This is a genomic window from Psychromonas ingrahamii 37 (assembly GCF_000015285.1).
In the GTDB taxonomy this organism is placed as follows: Bacteria; Pseudomonadota; Gammaproteobacteria; order Enterobacterales; family Psychromonadaceae; genus Psychromonas; species Psychromonas ingrahamii.
Window position 1 is genome coordinate 4,375,147 of the sequence record NC_008709.1, and the last position, 25,045, is coordinate 4,400,191.

Annotated in this window: 35 protein-coding genes; 7 read left to right on the forward strand and 28 right to left on the reverse strand. The window is 41.3% G+C overall.

From position 1 onward, the window contains the following. Positions 1–43: 43 nt before the first annotated feature. The 7 genes from PING_RS18370 to PING_RS21540 are packed head-to-tail and all read left to right on the forward strand — an operon-like array spanning position 44 to position 1,630. Positions 44–1,066 carry a DUF2860 domain-containing protein gene (locus PING_RS18370; RefSeq protein WP_011771788.1) on the forward strand — a complete coding sequence of 341 codons (1,023 nt, stop codon included), beginning with the start codon at positions 44–46 and terminating at the stop codon, positions 1,064–1,066. Further along, on the forward strand, positions 1,056–1,160 hold the full coding sequence (locus PING_RS21940; protein WP_408635130.1) for a DUF2860 family protein: 105 nt from the start codon (positions 1,056–1,058) through the stop codon (positions 1,158–1,160). The genes PING_RS18370 and PING_RS21940 overlap by 11 nt, the downstream gene beginning before the upstream one ends. After that, positions 1,114–1,254 carry a DUF2860 family protein gene (locus PING_RS21535; RefSeq protein WP_408635131.1) on the forward strand — a complete coding sequence of 47 codons (141 nt, stop codon included), beginning with the start codon at positions 1,114–1,116 and terminating at the stop codon, positions 1,252–1,254. Before PING_RS21940 ends, PING_RS21535 begins: the two co-directional genes overlap by 47 nt. A gap of 4 nt (positions 1,255–1,258) precedes the next feature. Continuing rightward, a complete protein-coding gene (locus tag PING_RS21945; protein WP_232279452.1) occupies positions 1,259–1,348 on the forward strand; it encodes a DUF2860 family protein in 90 nt (29 codons plus the stop codon). A gap of 4 nt (positions 1,349–1,352) precedes the next feature. Continuing rightward, a complete protein-coding gene (locus PING_RS20810) occupies positions 1,353–1,442 on the forward strand; it encodes a DUF2860 family protein (RefSeq protein WP_232279453.1) in 90 nt (29 codons plus the stop codon). 1 nt (position 1,443) lies between these two features. Then, complete coding sequence (locus tag PING_RS21950) at positions 1,444–1,536, forward strand: DUF2860 family protein (RefSeq protein WP_408635132.1); 93 nt, start codon at positions 1,444–1,446, stop codon at positions 1,534–1,536. Positions 1,537–1,543: 7 nt separating this feature from the next. Then, positions 1,544–1,630 carry a DUF2860 family protein gene (locus PING_RS21540; protein ID WP_232279454.1) on the forward strand — a complete coding sequence of 29 codons (87 nt, stop codon included), beginning with the start codon at positions 1,544–1,546 and terminating at the stop codon, positions 1,628–1,630. Between the two features lie 111 nt (positions 1,631–1,741). Here PING_RS21540 and flgA read toward each other — a convergent pair whose 3' ends face one another. From flgA to fliS, 28 genes are all read right to left on the reverse strand, one after another. Then, positions 1,742–2,446 (reverse strand): flagellar basal body P-ring formation chaperone FlgA, encoded by a 705-nt coding sequence (gene flgA, locus PING_RS18375; protein ID WP_011771789.1) that lies wholly within the window; start codon positions 2,444–2,446, stop codon positions 1,742–1,744. Continuing rightward, entirely contained in the window at positions 2,443–3,471 is a 1,029-nt protein-coding gene (locus PING_RS18380; RefSeq protein WP_011771790.1) for a hypothetical protein, read from the reverse strand. Before PING_RS18380 ends, flgA begins: the two co-directional genes overlap by 4 nt. Positions 3,472–3,514: 43 nt before the next feature. Further along, positions 3,515–4,018 (reverse strand): hypothetical protein, encoded by a 504-nt coding sequence (locus PING_RS20315; protein ID WP_011771791.1) that lies wholly within the window; start codon positions 4,016–4,018, stop codon positions 3,515–3,517. Further along, positions 4,018–5,025, reverse strand: a complete 1,008-nt coding sequence (parM, locus tag PING_RS18385; RefSeq protein ID WP_011771792.1) for a plasmid segregation protein ParM domain-containing protein — start codon at positions 5,023–5,025, stop codon at positions 4,018–4,020. The genes PING_RS20315 and parM overlap by 1 nt, the downstream gene beginning before the upstream one ends. 3 nt (positions 5,026–5,028) lie before the next feature. Next, entirely contained in the window at positions 5,029–6,339 is a 1,311-nt protein-coding gene (locus PING_RS18390) for a FliI/YscN family ATPase (RefSeq protein WP_011771793.1), read from the reverse strand. Next, positions 6,339–7,016 carry a FliH/SctL family protein gene (locus PING_RS18395; RefSeq protein WP_011771794.1) on the reverse strand — a complete coding sequence of 226 codons (678 nt, stop codon included), beginning with the start codon at positions 7,014–7,016 and terminating at the stop codon, positions 6,339–6,341. Before PING_RS18395 ends, PING_RS18390 begins: the two co-directional genes overlap by 1 nt. Before the next feature lie 3 nt (positions 7,017–7,019). Further along, a complete protein-coding gene (locus tag PING_RS18400; RefSeq protein ID WP_157035407.1) occupies positions 7,020–8,075 on the reverse strand; it encodes a flagellar motor switch protein FliG in 1,056 nt (351 codons plus the stop codon). Positions 8,076–8,081: 6 nt separating this feature from the next. Next, positions 8,082–9,830, reverse strand: coding sequence for a flagellar basal-body MS-ring/collar protein FliF (gene fliF / locus PING_RS18405; RefSeq protein WP_011771796.1), 1,749 nt, complete (start codon positions 9,828–9,830; stop codon positions 8,082–8,084). A gap of 12 nt (positions 9,831–9,842) precedes the next feature. Beyond that, positions 9,843–10,166, reverse strand: coding sequence for a flagellar hook-basal body complex protein FliE (fliE, locus tag PING_RS18410; RefSeq protein ID WP_011771797.1), 324 nt, complete (start codon positions 10,164–10,166; stop codon positions 9,843–9,845). Positions 10,167–10,332: 166 nt separating this feature from the next. Then, complete coding sequence (locus PING_RS18415) at positions 10,333–11,133, reverse strand: OmpA family protein (protein WP_041766701.1); 801 nt, start codon at positions 11,131–11,133, stop codon at positions 10,333–10,335. 83 nt (positions 11,134–11,216) lie between these two features. Further along, positions 11,217–12,107, reverse strand: a complete 891-nt coding sequence (flgL, locus tag PING_RS18420; RefSeq protein ID WP_011771799.1) for a flagellar hook-associated protein FlgL — start codon at positions 12,105–12,107, stop codon at positions 11,217–11,219. A 102-nt stretch (positions 12,108–12,209) separates the two neighbouring features. Next, a complete protein-coding gene (gene flgK, locus PING_RS18425; RefSeq protein ID WP_011771800.1) occupies positions 12,210–13,574 on the reverse strand; it encodes a flagellar hook-associated protein FlgK in 1,365 nt (454 codons plus the stop codon). A gap of 17 nt (positions 13,575–13,591) precedes the next feature. Then, entirely contained in the window at positions 13,592–13,975 is a 384-nt protein-coding gene (locus tag PING_RS18430; RefSeq protein WP_011771801.1) for a rod-binding protein, read from the reverse strand. Positions 13,976–13,986: 11 nt separating this feature from the next. Continuing rightward, entirely contained in the window at positions 13,987–15,093 is a 1,107-nt protein-coding gene (locus PING_RS18435; protein WP_011771802.1) for a flagellar basal body P-ring protein FlgI, read from the reverse strand. Positions 15,094–15,103: 10 nt separating this feature from the next. Then, positions 15,104–15,802 (reverse strand): flagellar basal body L-ring protein FlgH, encoded by a 699-nt coding sequence (gene flgH / locus PING_RS18440; protein WP_011771803.1) that lies wholly within the window; start codon positions 15,800–15,802, stop codon positions 15,104–15,106. Continuing rightward, positions 15,802–16,587, reverse strand: coding sequence for a flagellar basal-body rod protein FlgG (gene flgG, locus PING_RS18445; RefSeq protein ID WP_011771804.1), 786 nt, complete (start codon positions 16,585–16,587; stop codon positions 15,802–15,804). Before flgG ends, flgH begins: the two co-directional genes overlap by 1 nt. Positions 16,588–16,591: 4 nt before the next feature. Then, positions 16,592–17,323 carry a flagellar basal body rod protein FlgF gene (locus PING_RS18450; protein WP_011771805.1) on the reverse strand — a complete coding sequence of 244 codons (732 nt, stop codon included), beginning with the start codon at positions 17,321–17,323 and terminating at the stop codon, positions 16,592–16,594. Positions 17,324–17,333: 10 nt separating this feature from the next. Further along, positions 17,334–18,530, reverse strand: coding sequence for a flagellar hook protein FlgE (gene flgE, locus PING_RS18455; RefSeq protein WP_011771806.1), 1,197 nt, complete (start codon positions 18,528–18,530; stop codon positions 17,334–17,336). A 48-nt stretch (positions 18,531–18,578) separates the two neighbouring features. After that, positions 18,579–19,271 carry a flagellar hook assembly protein FlgD gene (flgD, locus tag PING_RS18460; RefSeq protein ID WP_011771807.1) on the reverse strand — a complete coding sequence of 231 codons (693 nt, stop codon included), beginning with the start codon at positions 19,269–19,271 and terminating at the stop codon, positions 18,579–18,581. Position 19,272: 1 nt separating this feature from the next. After that, positions 19,273–19,701: a flagellar basal body rod protein FlgC gene (gene flgC, locus PING_RS18465; protein WP_011771808.1), complete on the reverse strand. Its 429-nt coding sequence runs from the start codon at positions 19,699–19,701 to the stop codon at positions 19,273–19,275. A 2-nt stretch (positions 19,702–19,703) separates the two neighbouring features. Next, on the reverse strand, positions 19,704–20,057 hold the full coding sequence (gene flgB / locus PING_RS18470; protein ID WP_011771809.1) for a flagellar basal body rod protein FlgB: 354 nt from the start codon (positions 20,055–20,057) through the stop codon (positions 19,704–19,706). A 188-nt stretch (positions 20,058–20,245) separates the two neighbouring features. Continuing rightward, positions 20,246–21,166: an OmpA family protein gene (locus tag PING_RS18475; protein WP_011771810.1), complete on the reverse strand. Its 921-nt coding sequence runs from the start codon at positions 21,164–21,166 to the stop codon at positions 20,246–20,248. A 92-nt stretch (positions 21,167–21,258) separates the two neighbouring features. Next, a complete protein-coding gene (motA, locus tag PING_RS18480) occupies positions 21,259–22,122 on the reverse strand; it encodes a flagellar motor stator protein MotA (RefSeq protein ID WP_011771811.1) in 864 nt (287 codons plus the stop codon). Then, complete coding sequence (locus PING_RS18485; RefSeq protein WP_011771812.1) at positions 22,119–22,850, reverse strand: sigma-70 family RNA polymerase sigma factor; 732 nt, start codon at positions 22,848–22,850, stop codon at positions 22,119–22,121. The genes motA and PING_RS18485 overlap by 4 nt, the downstream gene beginning before the upstream one ends. A gap of 10 nt (positions 22,851–22,860) precedes the next feature. After that, on the reverse strand, positions 22,861–23,307 hold the full coding sequence (locus PING_RS18490) for a flagellar basal body-associated FliL family protein (RefSeq protein WP_011771813.1): 447 nt from the start codon (positions 23,305–23,307) through the stop codon (positions 22,861–22,863). Positions 23,308–23,325: 18 nt separating this feature from the next. After that, positions 23,326–24,330 (reverse strand): flagellar hook-length control protein FliK, encoded by a 1,005-nt coding sequence (locus PING_RS19640; protein WP_011771814.1) that lies wholly within the window; start codon positions 24,328–24,330, stop codon positions 23,326–23,328. 8 nt (positions 24,331–24,338) lie between these two features. Further along, positions 24,339–24,671, reverse strand: a complete 333-nt coding sequence (locus tag PING_RS18500; RefSeq protein ID WP_011771815.1) for a hypothetical protein — start codon at positions 24,669–24,671, stop codon at positions 24,339–24,341. After that, positions 24,664–25,044, reverse strand: a complete 381-nt coding sequence (gene fliS / locus PING_RS18505; protein WP_011771816.1) for a flagellar export chaperone FliS — start codon at positions 25,042–25,044, stop codon at positions 24,664–24,666. Before fliS ends, PING_RS18500 begins: the two co-directional genes overlap by 8 nt. Between the last annotated feature and the right edge of the window lies 1 nt (position 25,045).

Consider the following 25,045-nt stretch of genomic DNA (forward strand, 5'->3'; position numbering starts at 1 on the left):
GGCGGTTTTCCGTCTTAGGTTATCTCATTCAAGGAAGAAAATAATGCGTAAATTGTTACCGGTTGTCATATCAAGTATTTTGTTAAGCAATTTTCTGGCCGCTGAGGTCGCCGCAAATTCAGCACCAGCGGTACAACCACTTGCTGAGAAAGCGGGCTGGGAGTTCACTCTGGGCATCAATTTAGGTTACAGCGCTGGTCGCTCACAATTAAATACCAATAATGATAACGCAGTCAATGAGAATCTTAACAATAACGGTCAGGCTATCAGTAAGCCATTTATATTTCCCACAGCCCGCGCACAGTATACTTTTACAGAATTAAAAACGCAGATATTTGCAGGGGACAGCCGCGAAAAAATTTCGACAGCCAAGTTTCAATATGAACTGGGGATCACCCACTTATTTAATAACAGCAGCGAAATGACGGTCGCTTATTTTCCGCAAATGCTATCTTTCAATGATGCCTGGCAGGATCCCTATTTAACCGGCAGTACACGAACAACAACGGACGAAAATGCGCAGGGCGGGCGATTTGCTTTAACCCGCATTGCAGGCAGTACAATTACCCTTAAATATGCCTTTGCCTTTACAGCGATAGAAAATGAACACAGCGGACAAAGTTTAGGATTGAATGCTAAGCAGTTGACCATGCTACAGCGTGACAGCTTGTATCAGCGCGCTGAAATAGAAACCATGTATTCGATCGCACCCGGCATATTTTTCAAACCCGCACTGCAATACACAACAAGGTCTGCCGATGGTGAAGCACATAACTTTGATCAATATGGACTGCAGTTAAGCCTTCTGGTTTTTAAAGGCAGACACAGCTTAATTACTACCCTCAATACCGGCATTAAAAAGTTTGCCGTTGAAAATCCGGCTTTTAATGAAAAACAGAATACCGTGAATGCAGGACTCTTTTCTGTTTATAGCTATGACCAGGCGCTTAACTGGCAACCATTAAGTTTTAATCTACTGGCCGGTTACACAAAAGAAGACTCTGATATCAATTTTTACGATAGCGAAGGTTTCTTTACGTCGACCGGCATCACCTATCAGTTTTAATCTACTGGCCGGTTACACAAAAGAAGACTCTGATATCAATTTTTACGATAGCGAAGGTTTCTTTACGTCGACCGGCATCACCTATCAGTTTTAATCTACTGGCGGGTTACAAAAAAAAGGACTCTGATATCGACTTTTACGATACTAAAGGTTTCTTTATGTCGACCGGCATCACCTATCAGTTTTAATCTACTGGCGGGTTACAAAAAAAAGGACTCTGATATCGACTTTTACGATACTAAAGGTTTCTTTATGTCGACCGGCATCACCTATCAGTTTTAATGTACTGGCGGGTTACACAAAAGAAGACTCTGATATCGACTTTTACGATAGCGAAGGTTTATTTACATCGACCGGCATAACCTATCAGTTTTAATATACTGGCGGGTTACACAAAAGAAGACTCTGATATCGACTTTTACGATAGCGAAGGTTTATTTACGTCGACCGGCATCACCTATCAGTTTTAATATACTGGTGGGTTACAAAAAAGAGGGCTCTGATATCGACTTTTACGATACTAAGGGTTTATTTATATCGACCGGTTTAAGCTATCAATTTTAATCTATTACGGCGCTGATATCTTATAGAAGCCGAGTGTCTAACAGCTCTAAAATGATTATTGCTGTTGATTTGTAACTTTCTCAAAAATTAATCGGCAAAGATAATCAGGTTCTATTTGGACTCAACGGACACTTTATTTTTGCCGATCACCGTGGTGGTAATAATATTACCCGAACGTTTATTTTTGACCTTGATTAAATCACCAAGCTGGCCTGATTTAAGCGCGATACCAAGGGTACTCAAAGAAAAAGAATCCTGCTTGAATATAATGCTCACTTCAGATTTTCGTATTACCGCATATTCTATGATTATATCTTTCTTTTTTATAATGCTGCCTGCACGTAATTTGCGTTTTGTTTTTTTCCCCGCAAGACCGGCAACATTCGGATAATAATCATTATTTCTTATTCTCTGTTCACGAAAGACAATATCCTCAGGCTGCAGGGAATGCCCACGGGGTAATGATGAAGCAGTGGTAGCAACCGCCATATAATAATTAATATTGGCGACAATATTGACTGACCATTTGTGTTGCTTAACCGTATTATCACATGTCACTTTATAGCTGACGCGGTTAATAGCATTAGCTGCCGCCAGACTAATAATGACAGGCGACAAACAATCCTCAAGTTTTTTTAATGATGGCGGAATACGCAGCGTACTGCTGTAACGGTATTCCTGCCAATCCATTTTCCGGGCAAACGTAGCGCTGTCGGTATTGATCTGTTTTTTTACAATAGTCGTGAGCTGCGAAACTTCAAGGGCCGAAGAATAACTCGCTAAAAAGGCTAAAAGCAGAATTAAAATTCGTCTCACTTGAGTAGATCAACAACGGTTTTACGCGATATAGTGGCGTGGTTTTGGTTAAGGTTAAATGCCGCTGCCCATTTTTGTTCTGTCATAATGGTATTCACTTTGGGCTCAAATGGAGTTTCCTCCGTTGTAAGCTGCTGTAAATAAGATGCCCCGGATGTGAGTTCTGACTTTCTTAATTGGTTAAGCATCTGGTAACTGCCTTTGGCACTATCAATAAGCCCAATAAGAGTCGACAGGGTATGGTCATTAATGGGCAGAGGTGATCTGGTTAATGTTGTTATATCCTTATCAATAGCGGTTATATTAGTTGGAATAGATTGCCCGCTGGGAAATCTGTGTCCTTGTCCGGTCACTGTGGTAATTTTACTAGATTGCCGCCATTGAGCGTCACTCATTGATAAAATGAGCTCATTTTTCTGATTGCTTTTTACGCTGATATCGGTAAAGCCCAACGCTTTATTGAATTGGTTGAGCAGCTCATCGTCAGTCTTTGCCGCTTCAAACATCAGCAAGCTGATTTTTCCATCAATATTGAGGGTAACCAGCTCATTATCCCAACGCGAGCGATTTAAGTCTAAGCCTTCAATCTTAAATTTAATTTTATTTTCTGTATTTATCTGCGCGTTTAGCGTTGAATCCAAGACGCGCTTACCAGAAAATTGCGCATCCATTGATGCACTTATTTTTCGTTGCTCCAACCTGATTTTTGCAGCCTGCTCAGGCTGTAATTCAGATATACCCTGCGCCAAATTTGGTTCGATCATTTTCTTTATTTTGATCAAGCTGCCTGCAATCTCTTTTATTCCCTGTCTGGCAAGATCAATAGATGCCAGTTCAACATGAGAATCCGATAACGCGAGGGAGGCACCAATATTTTTTGATAACCCGCTGACCTTGTTTTTTTGATTCGCAGGCTGAAGGCGAGTACCAGCAACATCGGCTAATAAGCTAGGGCTTTTAATCGATGTCGGGCTATTTTGCCCAAGAGAAGATACAGAACTATCTATTCTAGTGGTTGTTACCATAATTCCTATCCGTCATGCCTATTAATATCAATAGCTTGATTGTTTAAAATATTTTTTTAGCCTTTATCTTACGGACTAATGCTAACTTATCAGCCGATATGATTTCTGTCACTTGTGCGGCAGGGAAAGCCCCAGAAGATTCCGCTTCAACCTTTTGAGACCCTTCGTAAGCGACAATAGAGGCATTAGCGGGAATGACACTGGACATCTTGCTGTCCACGCTTTCCTGCAGCCTCTGCAATGCAGCAAGCACCTCTTTCTGCTGATTATTGATACCCTCTTGGTGGGAGACCGGAGCGTTCCCGCTATAAAAAAAATCTAACTCATCAAGGCTTGCCGATGATAAATTTTGAGCTAATTTTTCAGCCAGGTCAGGCATTATTTTCTGCAGATAAAGCCCCGCTAAAAGTGTTTCTCTCTGCTTCAACAGACAGAGATCTGTCTGCCCGTCATCAAACAAAATCTTCCACTTTTTAAGCTCTGTGAGTGCCGCTTTTTCATTGCTGTTTTTAGGGTCAAGTGGGAACTGAATTCTAACGTTTGCCATTATACTACACTTTCTTCTTCACCATCACTTAAGGCATACAGCATATTTTCTTTAGCGAGTGCTATCTGTGCATTCTCAAGAATAATGACCCGATCGCCAAGTACAGAATAAGCCGCTTTTACTGCATCATATACGAGGGGTGCTCCTCCGCCAACAATATAAACACGATTTGGATTTTTGCAGAATTTCTTCATTTCTTCGGCAACAGTCTGACCCAGTTCGTTAATCCGATCTTCGATTTTTTTCAGTACAACATCAACTTGACTCAAGTCATTAATCACTTCTTTTACAAATTCACTATCGTGACGGTTTTTAATCAGCTCGTTGGCCACCAGATAAGATGCATCGCTGTCGGCATTTGCCAGAGCTTGTCTCGCGGTATTAGTCACCAGCCCGACGCCAATTTCAGTGTTGCCGTAAACACTTGATATTTCATCAAACTGCCCCACTATCACAGCGCTATCAACCGTTGTACCACCTATATCAATAACTAAAGAGCGGCTAAATTCATTAACATTTGATTCCAATAAAGTTGAAAGTACCGCGGGCACACTTTCCGGCATAACCTCGACGGCAGCTATATTAAAAACCTTACCTTTATTGAGCACCAGAGTGCGCATCAGATTATCTTTTTTGCGCTGGATATTCCCTTCATTTTTTTGGCAGTCATCGGCATTATAATAAGCGGTAATCGGCAGCGTCGCGACAATCTTAATCTTCTGCGGCTTAAGGCCAGTCTTTAATAAAGCATGGTGTACTGACAATAAATTAAGATCTGAATACTGATAATCAATATGTGTTGTCTCCAGGGCTTTATCCGAAGTAATATCATAAGTATATTTTGTTTCCCCGACTAAATAATTGGAGATCACTTTATCGGCACGCAGTGCCGCACTTTTCCAGCCTTTACGAAATGAATTCGGACTGATAATTGTCTCTATTTTTGTACCGTCAAACCAGGAAATTTTTACATTTGTACTGCCGTCATCGACTGAAATCGTAAGCATTTTTTACTTTCCTTTAAAAATAAGTGCTAATTGTTGGCAGCTTTCTTCAAAGCTGACATATTGAATGGTATTTTGCATCAGTAATTTTTCTATGATTGGATTTTTTTGGATTGCTTCATCAAGTTCCGGATCATTGCCCTGCTGGTAACCTCCTAATGCAATCAAGTCTTTGGCCTTGTTATACATACTGTAAAGGCGTTTGCATTGTCTTGCTATTTGCAGATGAGGTTCACTTACCACGGCATCCATACAGCGGCTGATGGATTTTTCGATATCCACGGCCGGAAACTGCCCTCGCTGGGCAAGTTCTTTAGATAGTACTATATGGCCGTCCAGAATCGCTTTTGCCGTATCAACAACCGGATCATAGTCCTCATCCCCCTCGGACAAAATGGTGTAAATAGCGGTCATGGTGCCGGCATTTTCATGACCATTTCCGGATCGCTCCAATAAGGGAGGGATAAATGAAAAAACAGAGGGAGGATAACCCTTGATGGCAGGCAGCTCCCCCAGAGAAATTGCCACTTCACGTTGCGCCATGGCGTAACGTGTTAAGGAGTCCACCAGCAGTAAAACGTTAGCGCCTTTGTCCCGATAATATTCCGCCACAGAATGGCACAATTCGGTGGCCTGAATACGCATCAGAGGTGATTGATCCGCTGGCGCTGCAATCACTACGGATTTTTTTAAACCTTCCGCACCAATATTTTTTTCAATAAATTCCCGAACTTCTCTGTTTCTTTCTCCTATCAGCCCAACTACAACCACATCAGCTTCTGAGAATTTAGTGATCATCCCCATCAGAACAGACTTACCAACACCACTGCCGGCAACCAAACCAACACGTTGCCCTTTAGCAAGCGTTAATAAACCATTAATCGATTTTATGCCCACATCGAAAGGCTCACTGATAGGTTTCTTTTTTAAGATATTGATGGCTTCTGCGCTGCGCAGGGTAATAGTATCAATCCCCCGAGGAGATGGCAGGTCATCAATCGCTTCGCCGTGGGCATTTAATACACGCCCCAACCAAGAGTTATCAATATGATAGTGCTCAGTTTTTTTAAGCGGGATAACTTTTGAACCAACATAAATAGTCGAAAACGGGTGATATGGCATTAAGAAGGCTTTTGCACGTTTTATACCAATCACTTTAACTTTTATATTTTCAACATCCGTTTCAATAATACAATCTTGATTCAAACGGAATCGGCAGCCTTCGGCAACAATCAGCTGGTTATTGGCATTAATAACCTTTCCTGTCAGGGTCGCAATCGGTACATCCGTAATAGTGCTGCCAGAAAACAAGTTCATCAGCTAATCTGCTCTATCATGGTCTGCATTTTTTCCTGCGCATTCATTTTAATATCAACCAGGTTGGTATTAACTTCGCAGCAGCCAGGCTTAATTAGAATATTAGATTTTAGTTTCCAGTTCGCATCCGGCAGCGGTCCTAAACTAGTAATACGCTGGTAATCCTGCTCGTTTAATGAAATCAACACGGTAGTTGGCTGCTCTGGTAAAGAGGCGATACTGTCCTCAATCCACTGCACAATAATCTCCGGATTAAGTGCCAGCTCTTTATTAATCACTTTTTGTGTTATTTCAGTGATCATGCTGATCGATGCCCGCTTAACATCCTCTTTCAGGGTGGCGGTAATAGTTTGCGACTCAATCACTGCGCTATTCAGGGCAGATAAAGTAAGATCTATTTCTTTTTTACTTTCTTCTGTGCCCTCTTTCACGCCTTGTAATAATCCCGTACCGTAACCTTCTTTTTTGCCTTGTTCAAAGCCTGTTTCATAACCTGCCTGTTGACCATTTTCAAAGGCATCTTTAAAAACTTTATCGATCATCTCCTGCGAATACACCGCGCTAACCGTCGATGCTGCGGTCAAATCCGAGTTAGCTTTAAAGGCTGCACTCTTCAAAGAGGGGAAGACATAAGCAATAAATGCTCTTGAGTCTGCCTTGCGGATTATATCGCCCATGTATTACTCGACAACACTTTCAGTATATAAAATAAGCTCTATTACACCCCTGCGATTCAGATCTCTCAAGGTCTCCATAATCTCTGCTTGAGCATTCTTTACCACGCTGATTGGCATGCCGCCCAACTCTTTTATCTCGCTTTCAAGATCGGCAGCAAGACGTTTAGGTAAGCTTTTTAAGATATCCTGCTTGAATTCAGGTGTTGCACCTTTAAGCGCAACAGCCCATAAATCATGGGTAATATGTTGATGGATAAGCTCAAGTGTCTGTTCGGTTTGATTAGCAATGACATAGAAGTCAAACATATCATTTTCAATTTGTTGAACAACATCGCTATTCTTCTCTTTTAATGAATGCATAATGGCCGATTTATCACCACCGTAATGATTAATAATATCGACTACCTGCTTAATGCCTTTTAATGAACCGTTTTTATTTTCAGTATATTCCGTCGCACAGCGCTCAATCAGCTCTAATAAATCATCTGCAACATTCTGCTCTAATTCCTCAATCTGTGTAATGCGGTAAAGCAAGTCAATACGAGTCTTTTCTGAAAATAACGTAAATATTTCAGAGCTTGTTTCTGCGGGTAAATAAGCCAGAAAGACACTTTGCATTTTGGCATGTTCATTAGCAATACTTTTCATCAGAATTTCAGCTGAAATCCATTGTAGTTTCTGCATTTTGTTTTTGATTTCATCACCGTAGAGATCAGCGACCAGTCCCTTGGCTATATTGCCATCCAGGGCACTATTGAGCATATTATCAATAAAGTTTTTTGAAGCGCCATGAATCCCCGAGTGCTGCTTGAAGTCATTAAAAAAGTCTTCAATCACATCTTTTGCCTGTGTCGTTTTAATATCAGATAATGTCGACATTACCTTTGCCACTTTCTGTACTTCGTCACGGCTAAAATTTCTTAATACCCCCGCGGCAATCTCTTCTCCCATGCCAAGCAGCAATAAAGCGGCCTGCTCTACCTTTGAAAGGGCAAGTGGCTCGTTAGAAACGCTGGGTAAATCAGAATCTGTTATTGTAGTATCTTTATTTTCCATCATAAGCCCTTATGCGTTAACCCAATTTTTCAATATTTCACTGACACGATTTGGGTGTTCTTTGGAGATAAGCTGCAAATGCTGAATTTGAACACTAAGCGGTGAGTTTGGACTCGGCAGCATCTGCATCATTGAATCATTACCGCTGGCAGTCTCACCAATTCCATATTCAGCTAAACGCTGTGCAAATTCTTTTTCTTTATCCTGCGTACTTTGCGCAATTGCTTGATGCTCTGCTGGTAATGGTCCGGCATCCTTCGCTGAATTATTAACAGTAATATGTTTAATCAACGGTCTTAACACCACAATAATCAGCATCATTGCGACTAAGCCACTGATAATTATTTTCAGTAACGATTGCCACCTGGTTTCTTCATACCAGGCTGCAGCAACGGGATTGGTGACCTGAATGGGTGAAAATGTAAAACTAGTGACATTAATGCTGTCACCCCTGTTCAAATCAAGCCCTACCGCGCTAGAGATCATTGCATTTATTTTTGACAACTCATCAGCTGTCCACTCACCATCCGGGGCAATATCTTTATTAATGACCACAGATAATGAAATATGATTAATCTTGCCCTGCTGATATTCCGTATGAGTGACTGAACTGCCAACGGCATATTTTCGATTTAATTCACGGCGCAATTTCTTTTTACTGTTGTTGGGTGTACTTTCTTGTCCATCAACCACCGGTGGAGTGCTACTTAATGATCCGGGAATCCCGATCGCAATATCTGACTGATCGTCATCCTCAATACTCATTTCGCTGAGCAAAACTGGCGTAGCATCAAACCTTTCCATGGTTTCTTGTTTTTTCGAAAAATCGATATCCGCAGCACTTTCAATACGGAAGTTATTCTCACCAAGAATCGGGATTAACATCGATTTTGCTTGTTTCTTGATCTGCTGTTCAATGCCTGCTTTATACTCTAACTGTTTAGACGACGCTAATGAATATTCGCCATCATTAACATCATCACTGAGTAAACGACCCGATTGATCGGTAATTGAAACAGATTCCGGATTGAGATTATTCACACTGCCGGCGACCAGATTCATAATAGAAGTAATCTGTGCAACACTCAGTTTATCGCCGGATTTAACATCCAGCATTACCGCTGCGGTCGCAATATTATCGCCTCGGCCGACGAACAAATTTTCCTTAGGAATAGCTAAATGCACTCGGGCATTATTAATCGCATTCAGTGACATAATAGTTTTAGCCAGTTCCCCCTCAAGACCAAGATTATATCGCGCATTCTCAATAAACTGACTTGTACCTAGTGCAGATTGCTTTCCAAGCACGCTCAAACCTTCGGGGAGTGTTGCTTTTACGCCCTTTGCCGCGAGTAACATTCTAATTTTTGCAACTTCGCCATCTTCAACTAAAATCAGACCGGTATCGGGCTGCATTTGATATTTTATGTTTTCAGCTTCTAATGCAGCCAGAATATCACTGTTATTATAGGGCTCCTGTATACCGTAAAGCGGACGGTAGTTGCTTGAGGATGACCATAATAAAATAACCAGTATGGTCACTAGTGCAGTTAAAAATACCGTGATAACAGCAAAACTTTTACGTGAGTTTTTTAACAAATAAAGTATTTTTCCCCAGACGCTTAATGCCGAAAAAAGGGTATCTTCAGCAACTCCCTTGCCTGTTTTTCTATTTACAAATCGGCCGTTTGCTTCGCCGCTTTTGTCTGCTAAGTTACCCGGTAGTGTATTTTTACGGGCGGGCATTGAGTGTTCCATGACATAACCTTATTAAACTGACATCTTCATAACTTCATCAAAACTTGATAACAATTTATTTCGAACCTGCATTAGAGCGGTAAAGGACAGGCTTGCTTTTTGTGCGGCAACTACTGCGCCAATCAGATCATCACTTTTACCTAATTCAACCGCATTAATCTTCTGGGTTGCAGACACCTGCTGATCATTAACACTATTGAGTACTGAGATAAGTGTTTTACTAAAATCGACCTGCGGGGTAGCAGCGAAATTATTTGCCTTGATAGGCGAACTCTTTATATCCGATATTTTTTGCAGATGATCTGCATTGAGCAAGCTAGTCGCTGAAATATTCATAAGCATTCCTGTAGTGTTTAATTTGTACTGCTTCTAGGAAAAATTTGGCTATTGTTATATCAGCAGATTGTTTTTATCTGCCATTATATTTCTCTTAGTTAACCGAACTTTGAAGCATATCGATAAAGACAACTATTTTTAATACTTTCACTATCAACCCCATCGTCTAATTTAGATTGTTTGTTTTTGCATTCGCCTTAACCAAACGGATAGATACTCGCCTGTTTTTTTCGCGCCCTTCGGCACTATCATTGCTCGCTATAGGGTAGCGCCCCCCGTGCCCCCGTATTTCAATTAAATCCATATTTACCGAATTATTAATTAATGTCTGTGCAATTTCATCGGCTCTAAATTTGGACAATCTGAGGTTCTGGCTTGAATTTCCATACTTATCCGAGTGTCCATCGATCAGTATTTTTACGACACTTTGATCTTTATTAATATAATCGCTGAGTTTTACCAAATCTTTAGTTTGCGTTTTATTTAGCTTATATTGATTTTCAATATAGTTAAAAGAGAGCTGATTTATCTCTTCATAATTAATAACGGGTAATTGATTCGCGCATTGATTAAAAGAAACGGTCTCTTTCTGCCATGAAGTGGTTGGAAGAGAAACAATATACATAACCTCTGTATTCGACATGGAATAAAATTGTAACCAGCTGCCGGCGAGCATATGCTGGAAAATGGTCTCTACCCCCTGACGAAAGTTAATACTATTCTCGCCAATACTATCAGCCATAATCTGCTCTTGTGGAGAGGCTTGCAGCTCATACCAAGGGGCATTAATAACCTCGGCAAATGACTCCTTTATGGCTGCCGCAGAATGAATGCGCGAGTAAATCAACAGCTGTAAACTCTGACCCGATTCTGCAATAAAAGATACTTTAAAACCCCAGTCTGGAATTTCCGTATAAATCTCACAGCGGTCGAACTTAAGCTCCGTTTTCCACGTTGTATTATCCATTTCTCCTTGATAATGGATGGGTATGGCGGCAATCCCCCCCGTAAATAAAAGTAAAAGGGTTAAAAAAAGTTTTAGGCTACAACTCATAACTGCTTAAACAATGATAAGGAACTTATCTGTGCAAATGTTTTCTGGGTTGCTTCCAATGCGCTCATAAAATCATTCAATTTCAGACTCGCTTCATCGTAGCTTAATGCCGTAAGCTGATCGACGAGTTTTGTTGCAAACAGTTCTGTATCACTGTGTGTCGCGAGCATACGATCAATATTATTAATTTGACTACCGGCATAGGCCTGAGAGGAAGAAGCTTTATTAAGTGAAATAAGGCTATTATTATGCGCCTCCTGCAGCTTGCTTAGATTGGGATCAGCTTTACTTAATTCAGTGATAGAAGTCTCCAACATCACTAATATTGCAGCTGCATCTACCTTTTCCAGTGTCAGGTTATTCTGCATCATAATACCGTCGCCAATCGCCGTTTCCCGGGTGTTGTTATTAATCGCCGGGTTAGCTGTTACAACGCCCTCAGTGATGTTAAAAGGTTTTTGATCTGTTGCCGTACCGGAAAAAAGGTAAGAGCCATGACTATTTTTAGCATTAAAGGTGCTCACCATGGATGCATGAAGCGACTCAAGTTCGGTCACAATACCCGCGCGATCTTCGAGCGTCATGGTGCCGTTAAGCCCCCATAGCAATAATTCATTAGTCGACTGCAGGCCTTCAACAACATTTGCTATATGTGTTTCATAAAGCTGGTATCCACTTTTCACATTTTCGTTATTATCTTTATATTGGCTTATTTCCGCTTGAGTTTTCTCTAACCCCATCAGTTTAATGGTGGCAATAGGATCATCTGAAGGTTTGGTTATTTTTTCACCCGTATACATCTGCTGCAGTAATGTACTCAGCTCGGTATTGCTTTTGCTCATGCCCGTGAGCATAGTATTGGTAAAGTGTGAATCTGAAATTCGCATATTAAAACTCCAAGTTAAACCGCAGTAATAATACTGATAATCATTCGATTAGCATGTTATTGGTACAGTATGAATCTGATACTCGCATATTAAAATTCTCAGTTAAAAAGCGCGAAGAATACTATTAAACATCTGATTTGCAGTGCTGATAACTTTCATATTTGCTTCATAAGCATTGGCATAGATCATTAAATTAGCAGCTTCTTCATCACTGTTAACCCCACTTAGATTTTCTCTTGATGCCTGCACCTGATTAAACAAGGCGGTATTAGAATCTAAATTTTGCTGTGCTTGCCGGCTGTCAATGGCAATCTTGCCAACGCTTAAACTAAAAGCTTCCGAAAGATTAATATTACCCGCCCCTGTGATAGAAAAATCAGTTTTTGAAATATCAAGCAGATTTGCCAGTATTTGACCATCACCTGGATTACCATCACCTGAAAACGCTAATTCATCCGTCGACAATAAGTTCATTTGCATACTGCCTGCCGGATTAGCAGGATCGTAGGAAAAAAGAGCCAGACCGGGTGAAAGTCCGTTAAGATCGGTACCACTCGCTAAGCTTTTATTAACCTCATCGGCAACAATAACAGCCATCTCGTTAATCGTATTGTGCAGCGCTGCCAGATCTTTTTTCTGTGTCTTGTCGATTGCTCCCAACTCCCCACCGAGATCGCTCGAGACATTGAAAGTAGAACCGTTGAAAGTAGCATTGATAATCGCCTGATAAGGATCAGAAGGTAATGGAGTCGTTGTAAACTCTGCCGCTTTATCATTAATAAGCAGTGGTTGACCATTGTTCGTTGATAGTTGCAATTCACCATTTTCTTCTTTATTTACATTAACCTTTATCAGCTGTGATAATTCATTTAGCATCTGATCGCGGTTATCTTCAAGCGTTGCAGTATTTCCGCCAACATTATAAACTTCCATAATAGCTTTGCTGCTTTGAGCAAGGTTATCAAGCAGTCCATTGACCATAGAAAGGTTATTTTCTCTGTCGCTCGCTAACTGCGCATTCTGATTGCTCAGTGTCTGGCTCAACCCTTTAAAACGCTGAGCAAGTGCCTGTGCATCAGATAAAACCTGCTGACGAAACTCGACGGATTCCGGCGCAACACTCGCTTCACTGATACTGCTAAAAAACTGATCCATTCCAGCTGAAAGATTAAATCCGTCCAACCCGACAATCTGTTCCAGCTGGCCAAGGCTTGACGCACTGTAGCTACTGTTACCCAGTTCGGTATTGCTGCTGCGCAGCTGAGAAATAATAAATTGATCTGCCATACGGCGGATACTTGAAACCTCCACACCAGCCCCGACATCATTAGAGCGAGTAATACTGCTTTGTACTGCCTGCTGACGAGAATGACCCGCAGTATTTGCATTTGCTATATTTTGAGCCGTTATATTTAAAGCTGTACGGTTTGCGCTTACCCCTGATAGGGCAATATTATATATACTCATGACTATCCCCTGCGCTCTTAATCTTTATTATTCAACTGGTTAAAAGCAATCTCATTGTTAAGTGCAAAATGGTTAACTGCTGTGGTGCCGGCACTGGATAACTGTTTCACCAGCATTTCAGATATTGACCCCGGACCACCCTGTGCCATCTGCATCGCCAACTGACCGTCGTGCATATCACGCATGATACTGCCACTTTTAGAAGATAATGGACTGTCTTCATTATTGATTAAATCTGTAGCTGCCCGCATATTTTTAAGAATCTGTTGATAGAGCATGCCTTCAAATTGTTTAGCAGCCATTTTTAATGCGGCCTCCGGATCACTTTGATATTTAATATTGTTAATCATTTTCGTGTCGTTATAGAGTGACACTGTTGAACTGCCCACTACCTGAAACATAAATTTATTCCCTATATAACGAGTAATTCTGCATTTAATGCGCCTGCTTCATCTAATGCTTGTAATATCTGCATAACATCATCGGGTGATCCCCCAACGCTGTTAATTGCATTAACAATAGTCTGTAAATCAACCCCCTCGCGCCAAACCATCATCTGGGGATTATCCTGCTCTATAACAATTTTTGAATTTTTAATGACCTCGGTATTGCCTCCCTCCGATAATGCAGCGGGTTGACTGACAAAGGCATCTTCCTGAATACTGATAGTAAGACCACCATGAGACACGGCCACCCGCGATATTTTTACCGACTCGCTAATAACCACGGTACCGGTGCGAGAGTTAAAGATAACGCGCGCTTTGCCTTTGCCTTGATCGACATCAATTTCTTCAAGCATCGACATAAATGTCACACGCTGGCCCTTATCCATCGGCGCAGCGACTTGCACACTTGCAAAACTCATCGCCTCAGCAACGCCAGGTCCAAAAATCATATTGATACTGCGGGCAATATTTTTTGCCGTAGTGAAATTCGGTTTCTGCAAATTAAGGGTGATATGCGAGCTCTCATTAAAGGTATTCAAAATCTCACGTTCCAAAATTGCACCGTTAGGGATACGCCCGGTGGTAGGTAGATTAATCGTCACACTGCTGCCGTCGGCACCCTGAACACCGAGACCGCCAACAATCACGCTACCCTGCGCAATCGCATAGATTTCACCATCCATTCCGTGCAGCGGCGTTAAAATTAAGGTTCCACCGCGTAAACTTTTAGCATCCCCTAAACTCGATACCACTACATTTATTTTTTGCCCTTCACCTAACATGGCGGTCACCGTTGCAGTAACCGATACTGCCGCAACATTTTTCAATTTAGGGTTAACGCCAGGGTTAAGCTGCACACCAAACTTTTTGATCATATTAGTCACAGATTGACTGGTAAATTTAACCTGGCTTTTATCGCCGGTACCATCTAAACCAACGACTAGACCGTAACCGGCAAGCTCATTTGTGCGGATACCCTTAATATCAACCAGATTCATCAAATCATCGGCAACACTCGAATTGATAAGGAAAACCAAGCCAAGATAACAAAAACTTCTTAACATTTTAGACATTATGACTCCTTTAAAATGGCATCCAGGGGGAGGTAAAAAACTGCATTAACCAGCCGGCTGCATTGCTGTCTGCCAAGGCGCCTTTTCCTGAATAGGTAATTCTTGCATCGGCAATACGCTGTGAGCCAATAGCGTTATCACTGTTAATATCTTCAACCCTGACATTGCCAGTCAAACGAATAAATTCATCGCCCTGATTTAAGGTGATCCATTTTTCGCCACGAATATGTAATACTCCATTGGGCAAAACCTCATAAACCGTTACTGTGATTGAGCCACTTAATTTATTACCTTGTGAGCTCGAGGCTGAACCACTAAAGTCACGCTCACCCGCAACACTTGCAGAATAATTGTCTAGTACGCTGCTGCCAAAAGTTGGTGCGCTGATTTCAGCACTGCTGCTTTTTCCAAATTCTGTACCGGCTGCTTTCTTTGATGAGGTTTCTTCGTTGAGGTATACCATTAGAATATCGCCAACGTCATAGGCGCGTATATCGGTAAAAAGTGAGAAAGACTGGGTAGGCTTGAATAAACTACCATTTCTGGTTTTAGGCTGGGAATAATCCAGCAATGGTGGCGCAAACGCGGCGTCATTTGGAGCAGGTGGAACAAATTCAGAGCGTACTGTGCAAGCGCTTATGAATAAAGATAATAAAAGCAAAAATGCTGATTTATAATAGATGGTAGGACCTGCCTCATGTCTGGCCATTAGGTTGCTTGCGCTATGTATTTTAACATTTCATCTGCGGCAGAAACCATTTTCGCGCTCATTTCATAAGCACGTTGAGTTGAAATCATATCAACCATTTCTTCAACTACTTGCACATTTGAGCCTTCCAGTGCACCTTGCTTAATAATTCCTGCACCATCAAGTCCGGCAGTCAGTTCATTAGCAGCGCCACTAGATTCTGTTGCTGAAAATAAGTTCCCCCCCTTTGCCATCAATCCAGATGGATTCATAAAAGTGACCAGTGTAATTTCACCAATTTGTTCAAGTTCAGTTTGACCCGGAATAACCGCGCTGACTTTCCCGTCGATAGCGATACTTACACTAGTTGCACCCTGCGGCACGTTTACTTGGGGTATTAAAGATAAACCTTGAGTATTAACAAATTGGCCTTCCGCGTTAAGATGAAACTGCCCATTTCGGGAAAACATAATGGTGCCATCGGAGTTTTCAATCTGAAAAAATCCAGCGCCAAGAATGGCTAAGTCGAGCTCCTGACTGGTATTTTGAATGCTGCCCTGAGTATAAACTTTTTGCGTTCCAACGACTCGTACACCATTACCGAGCTGCAGGCCCGTTGGCAGTTTATTTTGGCCATCAACGGATGCACCAGGTTGTTTTTGAATGGAATAAAACAAATCTTCAAAGACCACACGGTCACGCTTAAACCCAACCGTATTAATATTCGCTAAATTATTAGAAATAGCAGTCATTTTTGCATCTTGAGCGGCCATCCCCGTTTTACTTATCCATAAAGCACTGTTCATACCTTTATCCCCTCGCCGAGATTAGTTTATTACCTGCGGCTATCAGTTGATCTGCCGCTTTCATCATTTTGACCTGCATTTCATACTGACGAGTGGCTGTCATCACCCCAATCATTTCTGAAATGACCGATACATTGGCGCTTTCCAGATACTCCGAAGTCATTTCTACATCAGGAGAAGCCTCAAGTGGCACCGCGCTGCTAAATGTCCCGGAGGTGTTTAACGTCAGTTTATTGGTATCCGGATTAACCAGTTTAATCTGGCCGACCTCAATGCTCGCACCTCCACCATTAGACATCACAGTGATAATACCCTTATTACTGATAGTCAGACTTTGATGCTCAGGTAATACCAGTTGCTCCCCTCCGGTGCCCAATAAAGCATTATTATTAACACTTAATTCCCCATCCGCTGACGCTTTGATATTACCCGCACGGGTATAGCTTTCTTTACCATCATTGCCTCGAACAGCAAAAAAACCATCTCCGGTAATAGCAACATCTAAGGGCCGTCCGGTTTGTGAGAGCTTGCCATGGCTGAAGTCAATTGAAGTAGAGTTACTTCGGCTGGTAACACTGCTGAGAAAACCATCCCCGGTGCGGAATACCGGAACGGTTCTTTCCAGCACGGCCTTAAAACCAATGGTATTTACTTGGGCCATATTATTGGCTCTCACATGCTGCGAGATCATTAGTTTACTGGCACTCGTGGCGGCGGTGAATAAAATAGGGTTCATTGATTATCCTTTAAACCGCATTAAATAAGGCTTTGGTCAGCTGATCTGCAGTTGAAATAGTTTTTGTATTCGCCTGATAATTACGTTGTGCTGTCATCAGGCTGACCAACTCGCTGGTTAAATCAACATTGGAAGTCTCAAGCATATTGGATGTTAATTTGCCTAACACACCACTGCCCGGCGCGCCTTTGACGGGTGTGCCCGACCCAAAAGTCTGCATCCAGGAAGTATTATTACTCTGTTCCAGTGCGGTTGGATTGGGGAAATCGGCTAATACTAACTGCCCCTGCAACTGACTTTGCCCGTTGGTAAACTGCGCAAAAATCATACCATTATCCTCAACACGTATACCGGTTAGTTCGCCCGCAGTGTAACCATTGGGATTATTGGTACTGACACCAAAGTCTGCTCCATATTGCGTCGATCCGGTTAAGTCAATTTCAACGGCTATCAAGTTTGCACCCAGAGCAGGAATCGAAACCAAGATTGGTATAGTCGAAGTATCAGCCAACAAGCCTTCAGTCGTAAATTCAATCACCGGTGCCGGGTCGGGAGTGACATCGTTGTCATCAGCAATAACTTTAATATTCCACTGATTTGAGCCGGTATTAATAAAATATTGTGACACTGTGTGGGCGTTACCCAAAGAATCAAATGCCTGCGCTGTGTAAGAAGATGTAAACGAAGTTGGATCGGCAGGATCAAAAGCAGCACTTGCCACCGGCGTTGCTCTAGCATCAAAATTAGCAGTAAATTCAATACTGTCTGTTGCTTTTGCTGATAATGAAGCTGTCGAAATAGCGAGATCATCGATATTACCCTTCTGCAGATTAGCCTTTGCATCGACGGTATAACCCTGCAGCTTATTACCTGCACTGGAAACAATAAAGTTGTCTTTATCGGTGGAAAATGCCCCTGAACGTGTGTAAATCTGCTGACCTTTGTTGTCTACCGTTGCAAAAAAACCATTACCACTAATCGCCAAATCCAGTGCGCGACCGGTTGCTTCAAGCGAACCATTACGGTCAAAGTTCTGGGTAATACCCGAGACTTCAACACCACCTGCCTGACCACCATTATAGATAGAGGCAAACTCGGCTCGAGATTCCTTAAAACCATAGGTTGAAACATTTGCGATATTATTTGAAATTGTATTTAATTGTTTATTGGTGGCATTTAACCCACTGATTGCAATATTAAAACTCATCTATAACCCCTTAGCATATGGTTAATGTTTAATTGGTAGAAATATTTATCAATTGGCTCCACCAAATTGACTGATATCGTAAAATGGTACGCTGCCCAAACCACGAAGAGAGATCATTGAAGCCCCCCCCGTAGCAGGAATATTAATTGATTCTATTTTTCCACTCAGTAATATCTGCGGCTGATACTCCTGCCCGTTGCTCAGCTCGACCGAGACACTGTGAGCTCCCTTGGCAAGATTTAACGCCTCTACATCTAATTTAAAATCAACTTGTCCTGCCGCTTGGGGGCCAAGCACTACTTTTTTAATCTGACCAAATTGATCGTTAATTAATAAATTGACCTGCGATGAAGGACTTGTTAGTACCACCTGCCCCGAAAGATTTTGTGCAGGCTCTCCGTCAACACTGAATTTATCACTTCTGATCATCACTTCCTGACCAACCAGTGAAGCTGTTGCCAGTACCTGCAGGTTATCCATCATCACCGAATTACGTTGCATTAACGAAACCATATTTTCAGCACTTTCAACCTGAGAAAATTGTGCTAATTGGCTTACATACTCTGTCCCATCGCCGGGATTTAAGGGATCCTGATTCTGAATTTGCGCAACCATTAAGGTAATAAATTCATTTTTCAGAGAACTACTATCATTGGGATTAGCGTCAATCGTCTTAGTTTGCGAGGCCATCTGAGTAATAGCGACATCTGCACCTAATACACTGCTTTCAGATAATGCCACGTTAAATATCCAACACGCTGATTAATGACTGCTGCATCGACTTGGCATTATTTAGCACTTCAACATTCATTTCAAAGCTGCGGCTCGCAGACATCATATCGGCCATTTCACTAACGACATCGATCCCTGAATAAAAAACATTTCCCTCTGCGTTTGCCAGTGGATTTTCAGGCTCATGACGCTGCTGGGTAAGAGAGTCTGTTGCAATAACATCGGCAACCATAACCTGTGCAGAGCGAATATTACTCGCTGAGCCGTTGTTCATATTATTATAAATTGTCGCAAAAATGGGCTTTAACGGTTTGAACACATCCTCTTTATTACCGGAGAAGGAATCTGCATTAGCCAAATTACTTGAGATAGTATTTAACCTCACCGTCTGAGCTGTCATTGCGGAGCCTGCGGTTAAAAATATTTGCTGAAACGACATTCTTATCTTCCTTCTATCGCGGATTTTAAACCTGAAATTTTCATCTTCAAAAAATTCAGGCTGGTCTGATAATTCAGATTGTTTTCAGCAAATTTGGCCTGTTCTATACCGAGCTCAACTGTATTACCATTTTCTGAACGCTGAAAAGGTATTCTGAAAAAGATTTCTTTGGACAAATTTAGTTGTGTGTCCCGTGCATTTATTTTGTTCATTGTTGCTGAGTAGGTTAAATCTTGAGCCTTGTAATTAGGAGTATCAGAATTTGCCAGATTATTCGCAAGAATTTGGGTACGTTGGGTATGGAACTGAAGCAGTTGAGTATGAATCCCCAAAGCTTTATCTAGCTGAATGCTCAACTTGCTATTCCTTATTGAGTAATAATTAATTTTATTGAATATATAAACAATAAAAAAATAAAGGCAAGCTAGTGATGCAGATTTGGCGAGTAATGCGCAAAAAACACACGGGTTAGATCAATAAACGTGATGAGTGTCACGTATTAGGTAGCGCAGATTAGCTTATCTGTAAAAGGCAGCTAGCAGTTTCAGTCAGCAAAATCCAGCCGGGTCACAGGTTTGTTTTTGCTTGCTAATGTTGTAGCGTTATCTTTTTTTGCCAGCAGCTTGGAATACTGTTCGTCACTGCCGCCATAAATATCATTCATATCATCAACCGCCTGACGTGTAAGGATAATTACCTCGACACGTCTGTTAATACTGCTTAATTCATTCTGTTTATCGATTGGTTTGGTATTAGCCATGCCTATCACCTGAGTAATATTGGCTTTTTTTAATCCCCCTAACTCCATAATACGGCGTGCACTGTTTGCTCGTTGTGAGGAGAGCTCCCAATTGCTGACTTGCTGTCCGTTATAAGGTGCAGAGTCCGTATGCCCGGTTATCACCACACCATTTTCAATAGCATTAAAAACAGAAGAAAATTCAAGCAGCATATCCTCATAAAAAGGGGTCAACTGCGTGCCTCCCCGCTCGTACATTTTTTGATCTTCACTAGCGGTTAACAGAATGCGTAATCCATCCGGGATAACTTCAATCAAAATATTATTACTGGCATCTATTTCTTCAACAAGATCATCTAAGCGTTTCATTAAGAACTGCAGTTCCTCCTGAGTATTATATTCGCCCTGTATTAATGCGTTATTTACCGTGTCATTAATATCTGTATTATTATCTTTAGCAGATGACATTAAAGGTATTGAAACTAAAGAATTTTTCTGTGCGAACATTCTCTCTTGCGGCGTGCTCATCTGCCCGGTGCGAAAATAATGTATAATGTCTTCTTTTTCTTTTTTATCTGCAATCTGTAATGCCCATAGCACCAAAAATACGCACATCAGAGAAACCATTAAATCAGCAAATGCCAGCTTCCATGCCGATGAGTGCTCTTCATGCGCTTGGTGCCGACCTTTTTTTATTATAATAATCTGCTGCTTTTTATCGTACATTTTCCCTTACCTTTTTTACCGAATCTGATTGACCTGCCCACTTTGCTATTATCTTAATTCCCTCTATTCTAATGGCTTATTTTTATGCTTTCCTAAGGCTTATCTAATTGATCTGCCCATTCTTCTATTATTTTAAAGGCCGGTTTTTCATCTATTTCAATCGCACGTCTTCCTGAGTCTATGGATAAAAGGGGAGATCGATTAGAGACATGCGCAACCAGTATTTGTTTCACAACTTCAAAGGGCACAATCGATTTCATCACGTTACTTTTCACTGCGCAGCTAAGCGGATCAAACAGACAGTAACAGCCAAAAACACCTAAAAAGGTACCAATTAATGCGGTCGCAATATTCGATCCTATCATTGCAATATCAGTGTCAATGGACTGCATCGTCAGTATAATTCCCATTACTGCACCTAAGACTCCCAGCCCGGGTAAAGAATCTGCTAATTTTTTTAGCGCCACCGCAGGTTCAAGCAGCTCCGATGTAATCACCTCAATTTCACTCTCTAAAGTAGCATCGATTTCATGTGCGGCAACGAGGCTTGAAATGGTCATTCTGAAATTATCAACGATAAAATGGACCAACAAATCATTGCGTAAGACTAAAGGGTATTGATTGAAAATACTGCTATTTTCATAATCTTCCACATGACTTTCAAGCACTTTCGCACCGGAAGGCATTTTTTTTACACGCATCAGCTGATAATGGAGACTTAACAGCTGCCGGTAGAATTCTTTGCTGTAGGGATTAACAGTAAAGACATCTTTGAGCTGAGAGGTTATCAAGATCAGGCAGTTTTTACTGGAGCCTACAATTAACGCGCCTGACCCGGCACCAAAAATAATCAAAATTTCAGTGGGTTTCCATAACAACTTTAGATTCCCGCCAACAATCATGAAACCCCCAAATAGGCAAAACATAATAAAAACTAGGCCTGCTAACCGGATCATAATAAACCCCCTTTATTTACAACTAAATATGTCAATTTTCGATGAGCCTCTCGCTGGATTTTATTGATTCGGGAGAAATTATTATTAGTCGCTAATGCCATCTCTTTAAACGACATATCTTTTTCATACATCAGATGTAAAATCAAAACTTCCTCTTCCGTAAGCTGTTTTAAAGCCACACTCAGACATTGTGTATTATCAATTTCGGTGCAGATGTCTACACTCTGAGCATTGTCCTTTAGCAGTTGATCACTCAGCTCGGAAAAAACTTTGCCGTTTATAGCGCAACGGGCTTCTTCGTATTGTTGTTCACTGAGTACCTTATTCTCTAGCATTTCCGACTTGTTTGGTAATCGACCCAAGGACTGCATCAGGGCTTTTTCCTGCGCCAAAAATGTACTGGCATTTTTTCGGCTTTCCTCGGAGCGCCAGTCACGGCTTCGGATCTCATCGAGTATCGAGCCCCGTATACGGATATAAGTGAGGCGGATAAATTCTTTTTCGTCATCCATAACAGGGAATCTGCGAATCATCTTCAATAGGGCAATCAGCCCCACTTGCTTCATATCATCGTTGTCTGAAATGCAGTTGATATAGCCCATTTTTTTTATCACCGCATGTACCAGATAGAGATATTTGTTCACCAGAAAAGATTCTTCCTGCTTATTTCTTGTTCCTGTCAGCTCAGCCGTCTGATTATATTTTTTTTGCTTAGTTGAGTGCAGCATCTCCTATCACCTACTGAATAATTAGCTTGGTCACATGCACTTGAGAATATGCACCAGCTGATGAGATTTTTTTGAGTATTGGATTTACATCGCTATTAAAATTCTCATTGATAAAGGTTAACAATGAAGCATCATCAATGTTCTTATACTTTGGTGTTGCCAGAATTTTTAATATTTCCCCTTTGATTCTAGGAATGTTTTTTTTGAACTCTGTTTCGCTTAGCTCGTCTTTAGCTTCAATGGCAATATCCATTGCAATCAGCTTGGTACGTTTACCGTTATTGCTTGAATAATAAATATCGTTGACCAGAACAAAGGCTAAATACGCCTCGCTCGCTGGTTCTTCTATCTCCTTATGTGCTTCAACCAACGACGATTGGGTCTGATAATAATATCCACCACCCGCAGCGACGAGAAGCAGTAAAAGTAGACCAATCACTATTATCATTTTATTCATTATTACTTTCCCTCGCTGCTAAACTTTAACAATAAATTCATCTTGACTATTTGTTGTCTTATCATCAACGCTTGCAAATTGATTGCCTAAAATCTGTTCTTGGCTGTTTTGCTCTTTATTAGCCCGCCCCTCACTGCCCGATGAAATATCAACGGATACGTTAATAAAATTCTGATTTAGCAACTCGTGGCGTAATCTTTCTGAGGTCTGCATCAGTGCTTCACGAACAACACTATTTGGACTTGTAATAGCGACACTGACTTTATCGCCTTCGATCACCACAGTTAATTTGATATGTCCCAGGTCAGGTGGATCCAGCCTTATTTGAGCACTTTTGATATTATTACTGGCTTGAATATTTATTCTGTCCTGCAGTATAAGCAATAATTTTTCTCCAATCCGGCTGCTTGCTGCAGCCTTGGAATCGCTGCGCTCAAGCTCTGCATGCAAATCAACCTTTGCCCATTCAATGATTTTTTCTGTCAAACCAGGACTGCTTGCATTAATGCCAGGCAAAGCAGATATATTTTGCTGTGCAGAATCAAGACTCGCAATGGAACTGCTAATGATATTTTTTAAAGGCAGAGAATTCGCATGAGATAAATGAATAGCATCACGAATATGCGCAGAGTCTACCGATCCATTGCGGAATAAAGACGAGGTTGGCAGCGCAGTTCTTTGATTGATCCGAGTAAACCCTTCAACCTGAGCAATCATATCAATCGGTGCACTAAAATTCGCCGCAGAGCGGTTATCCGTTTGCATCAAATCAGCCGAACTTGCGGTTTGAGTCATCTTGACCTGCTTTGCAAGGTTCAATAGTCTTGTTAACGATTCCTGTACAGTAAATTCAATTTGATCGCCATCAGCAGAAGTCGCGACTATCTCTGAAAATCCCTCTGCCAGCGAACTTTCTTGTGCCCCATCCAATAATGTAAAAGCACTTAGCAACGGCTTACTTTCACTTTTAGTGCCACTTGCAGCTGTATTGACTGGTGCCGCCAACCTGAGCGTTAAATCCATCAGAATCCCTATGCTTTAACAATAATATTCGTTATTGATGATTGGCTATAAGCACCCATTCTTTTTTTGCTTTTATTAAGATTAACGAGTGCGCTTTTAACATCATTTAATTTTTCGGTGATTATTTCACTGGTCTGTTCATGCTGTACCTTAAGTTTACTGAGCGCAAGACGCAGTGCCGGCGGTATTTCTTTACCCGCTAAATCGGTTAATAATTTTTCAATCACGGCTTCATACTTACTGATTTGATCCAAATCTTCATGCTCTGTGGCACGCTGCAAACCGCCGGTAAGCAATTTCACTTGTTTTATATAACTCTGTTGCAGCGCATTGTCACGCACTTAATCCATCCCAGCCATCTTTAATGTCCTGAATAATCGGTTTGAGCTTGTTAATTTCTTCAATATCGTTATTACGGCTGGCCTGATAAATTTTACTGATCGCAAATTCATAAATACGATGGAGATTATTAATCAGCTCATCACCCGTACTTAAATCCAGTGAACTGTCCAGGGCAATTAAGATATCCATCGATTTTTGTGCTGAGGCAGCCTTCATTGCATAGTTTTTTTCCTGCAGATGAAAGGTCATCTTATCAATCTCTTCCATTAACTTAACGTGCAGCATACGAATCAGCTCTATTGATGAAGAAGCCGCAGCTTGTGCTTCGACCTGAGTCTTTTTATAGGCTCTTCTCGGGTTGTTTATTAACATA

Bases quoted from the DNA above. Each gene is read 5' to 3' on its own strand.
- PING_RS19640 (WP_011771814.1), bottom strand. From the start codon at position 24,330: ATGGATTTAACGCTCAGGTTGGCGGCACCAGTCAATACAGCTGCAAGT.
- PING_RS18400 (WP_157035407.1), bottom strand. From the start codon at position 8,075: ATGATGGAAAATAAAGATACTACAATAACAGATTCTGATTTACCCAGC.
- flgK (WP_011771800.1), bottom strand. From the start codon at position 13,574: ATGAGTATATATAATATTGCCCTATCAGGGGTAAGCGCAAACCGTACA.
- PING_RS18390 (WP_011771793.1), bottom strand. From the start codon at position 6,339: ATGAACTTGTTTTCTGGCAGCACTATTACGGATGTACCGATTGCGACC.
- PING_RS18395 (WP_011771794.1), bottom strand. From the start codon at position 7,016: ATGGGCGATATAATCCGCAAGGCAGACTCAAGAGCATTTATTGCTTAT.
- PING_RS18415 (WP_041766701.1), bottom strand. From the start codon at position 11,133: ATGGATAATACAACGTGGAAAACGGAGCTTAAGTTCGACCGCTGTGAG.
- fliF (WP_011771796.1), bottom strand. From the start codon at position 9,830: ATGGAACACTCAATGCCCGCCCGTAAAAATACACTACCGGGTAACTTA.
- flgE (WP_011771806.1), bottom strand. From the start codon at position 18,530: ATGAGTTTTAATATTGCAATCAGTGGGTTAAATGCCACCAATAAACAA.
- PING_RS18370 (WP_011771788.1), top strand. From the start codon at position 44: ATGCGTAAATTGTTACCGGTTGTCATATCAAGTATTTTGTTAAGCAAT.
- PING_RS18435 (WP_011771802.1), bottom strand. From the start codon at position 15,093: ATGTCTAAAATGTTAAGAAGTTTTTGTTATCTTGGCTTGGTTTTCCTT.
- PING_RS20315 (WP_011771791.1), bottom strand. From the start codon at position 4,018: ATGGCAAACGTTAGAATTCAGTTCCCACTTGACCCTAAAAACAGCAAT.
- PING_RS18430 (WP_011771801.1), bottom strand. From the start codon at position 13,975: ATGTTTCAGGTAGTGGGCAGTTCAACAGTGTCACTCTATAACGACACG.
- motA (WP_011771811.1), bottom strand. From the start codon at position 22,122: ATGATCCGGTTAGCAGGCCTAGTTTTTATTATGTTTTGCCTATTTGGG.
- flgC (WP_011771808.1), bottom strand. From the start codon at position 19,701: ATGTCGTTTCAGCAAATATTTTTAACCGCAGGCTCCGCAATGACAGCT.
- fliS (WP_011771816.1), bottom strand. From the start codon at position 25,044: ATGTTAATAAACAACCCGAGAAGAGCCTATAAAAAGACTCAGGTCGAA.
- PING_RS18380 (WP_011771790.1), bottom strand. From the start codon at position 3,471: ATGGTAACAACCACTAGAATAGATAGTTCTGTATCTTCTCTTGGGCAA.
- parM (WP_011771792.1), bottom strand. From the start codon at position 5,025: ATGCTTACGATTTCAGTCGATGACGGCAGTACAAATGTAAAAATTTCC.
- flgL (WP_011771799.1), bottom strand. From the start codon at position 12,107: ATGCGAATTTCAGATTCACACTTTACCAATACTATGCTCACGGGCATG.
- flgG (WP_011771804.1), bottom strand. From the start codon at position 16,587: ATGAACAGTGCTTTATGGATAAGTAAAACGGGGATGGCCGCTCAAGAT.
- PING_RS18475 (WP_011771810.1), bottom strand. From the start codon at position 21,166: ATGTACGATAAAAAGCAGCAGATTATTATAATAAAAAAAGGTCGGCAC.
- PING_RS18485 (WP_011771812.1), bottom strand. From the start codon at position 22,850: ATGCTGCACTCAACTAAGCAAAAAAAATATAATCAGACGGCTGAGCTG.
- PING_RS18450 (WP_011771805.1), bottom strand. From the start codon at position 17,323: ATGAACCCTATTTTATTCACCGCCGCCACGAGTGCCAGTAAACTAATG.
- PING_RS18490 (WP_011771813.1), bottom strand. From the start codon at position 23,307: ATGAATAAAATGATAATAGTGATTGGTCTACTTTTACTGCTTCTCGTC.
- fliE (WP_011771797.1), bottom strand. From the start codon at position 10,166: ATGAATATTTCAGCGACTAGCTTGCTCAATGCAGATCATCTGCAAAAA.
- flgH (WP_011771803.1), bottom strand. From the start codon at position 15,802: ATGGCCAGACATGAGGCAGGTCCTACCATCTATTATAAATCAGCATTT.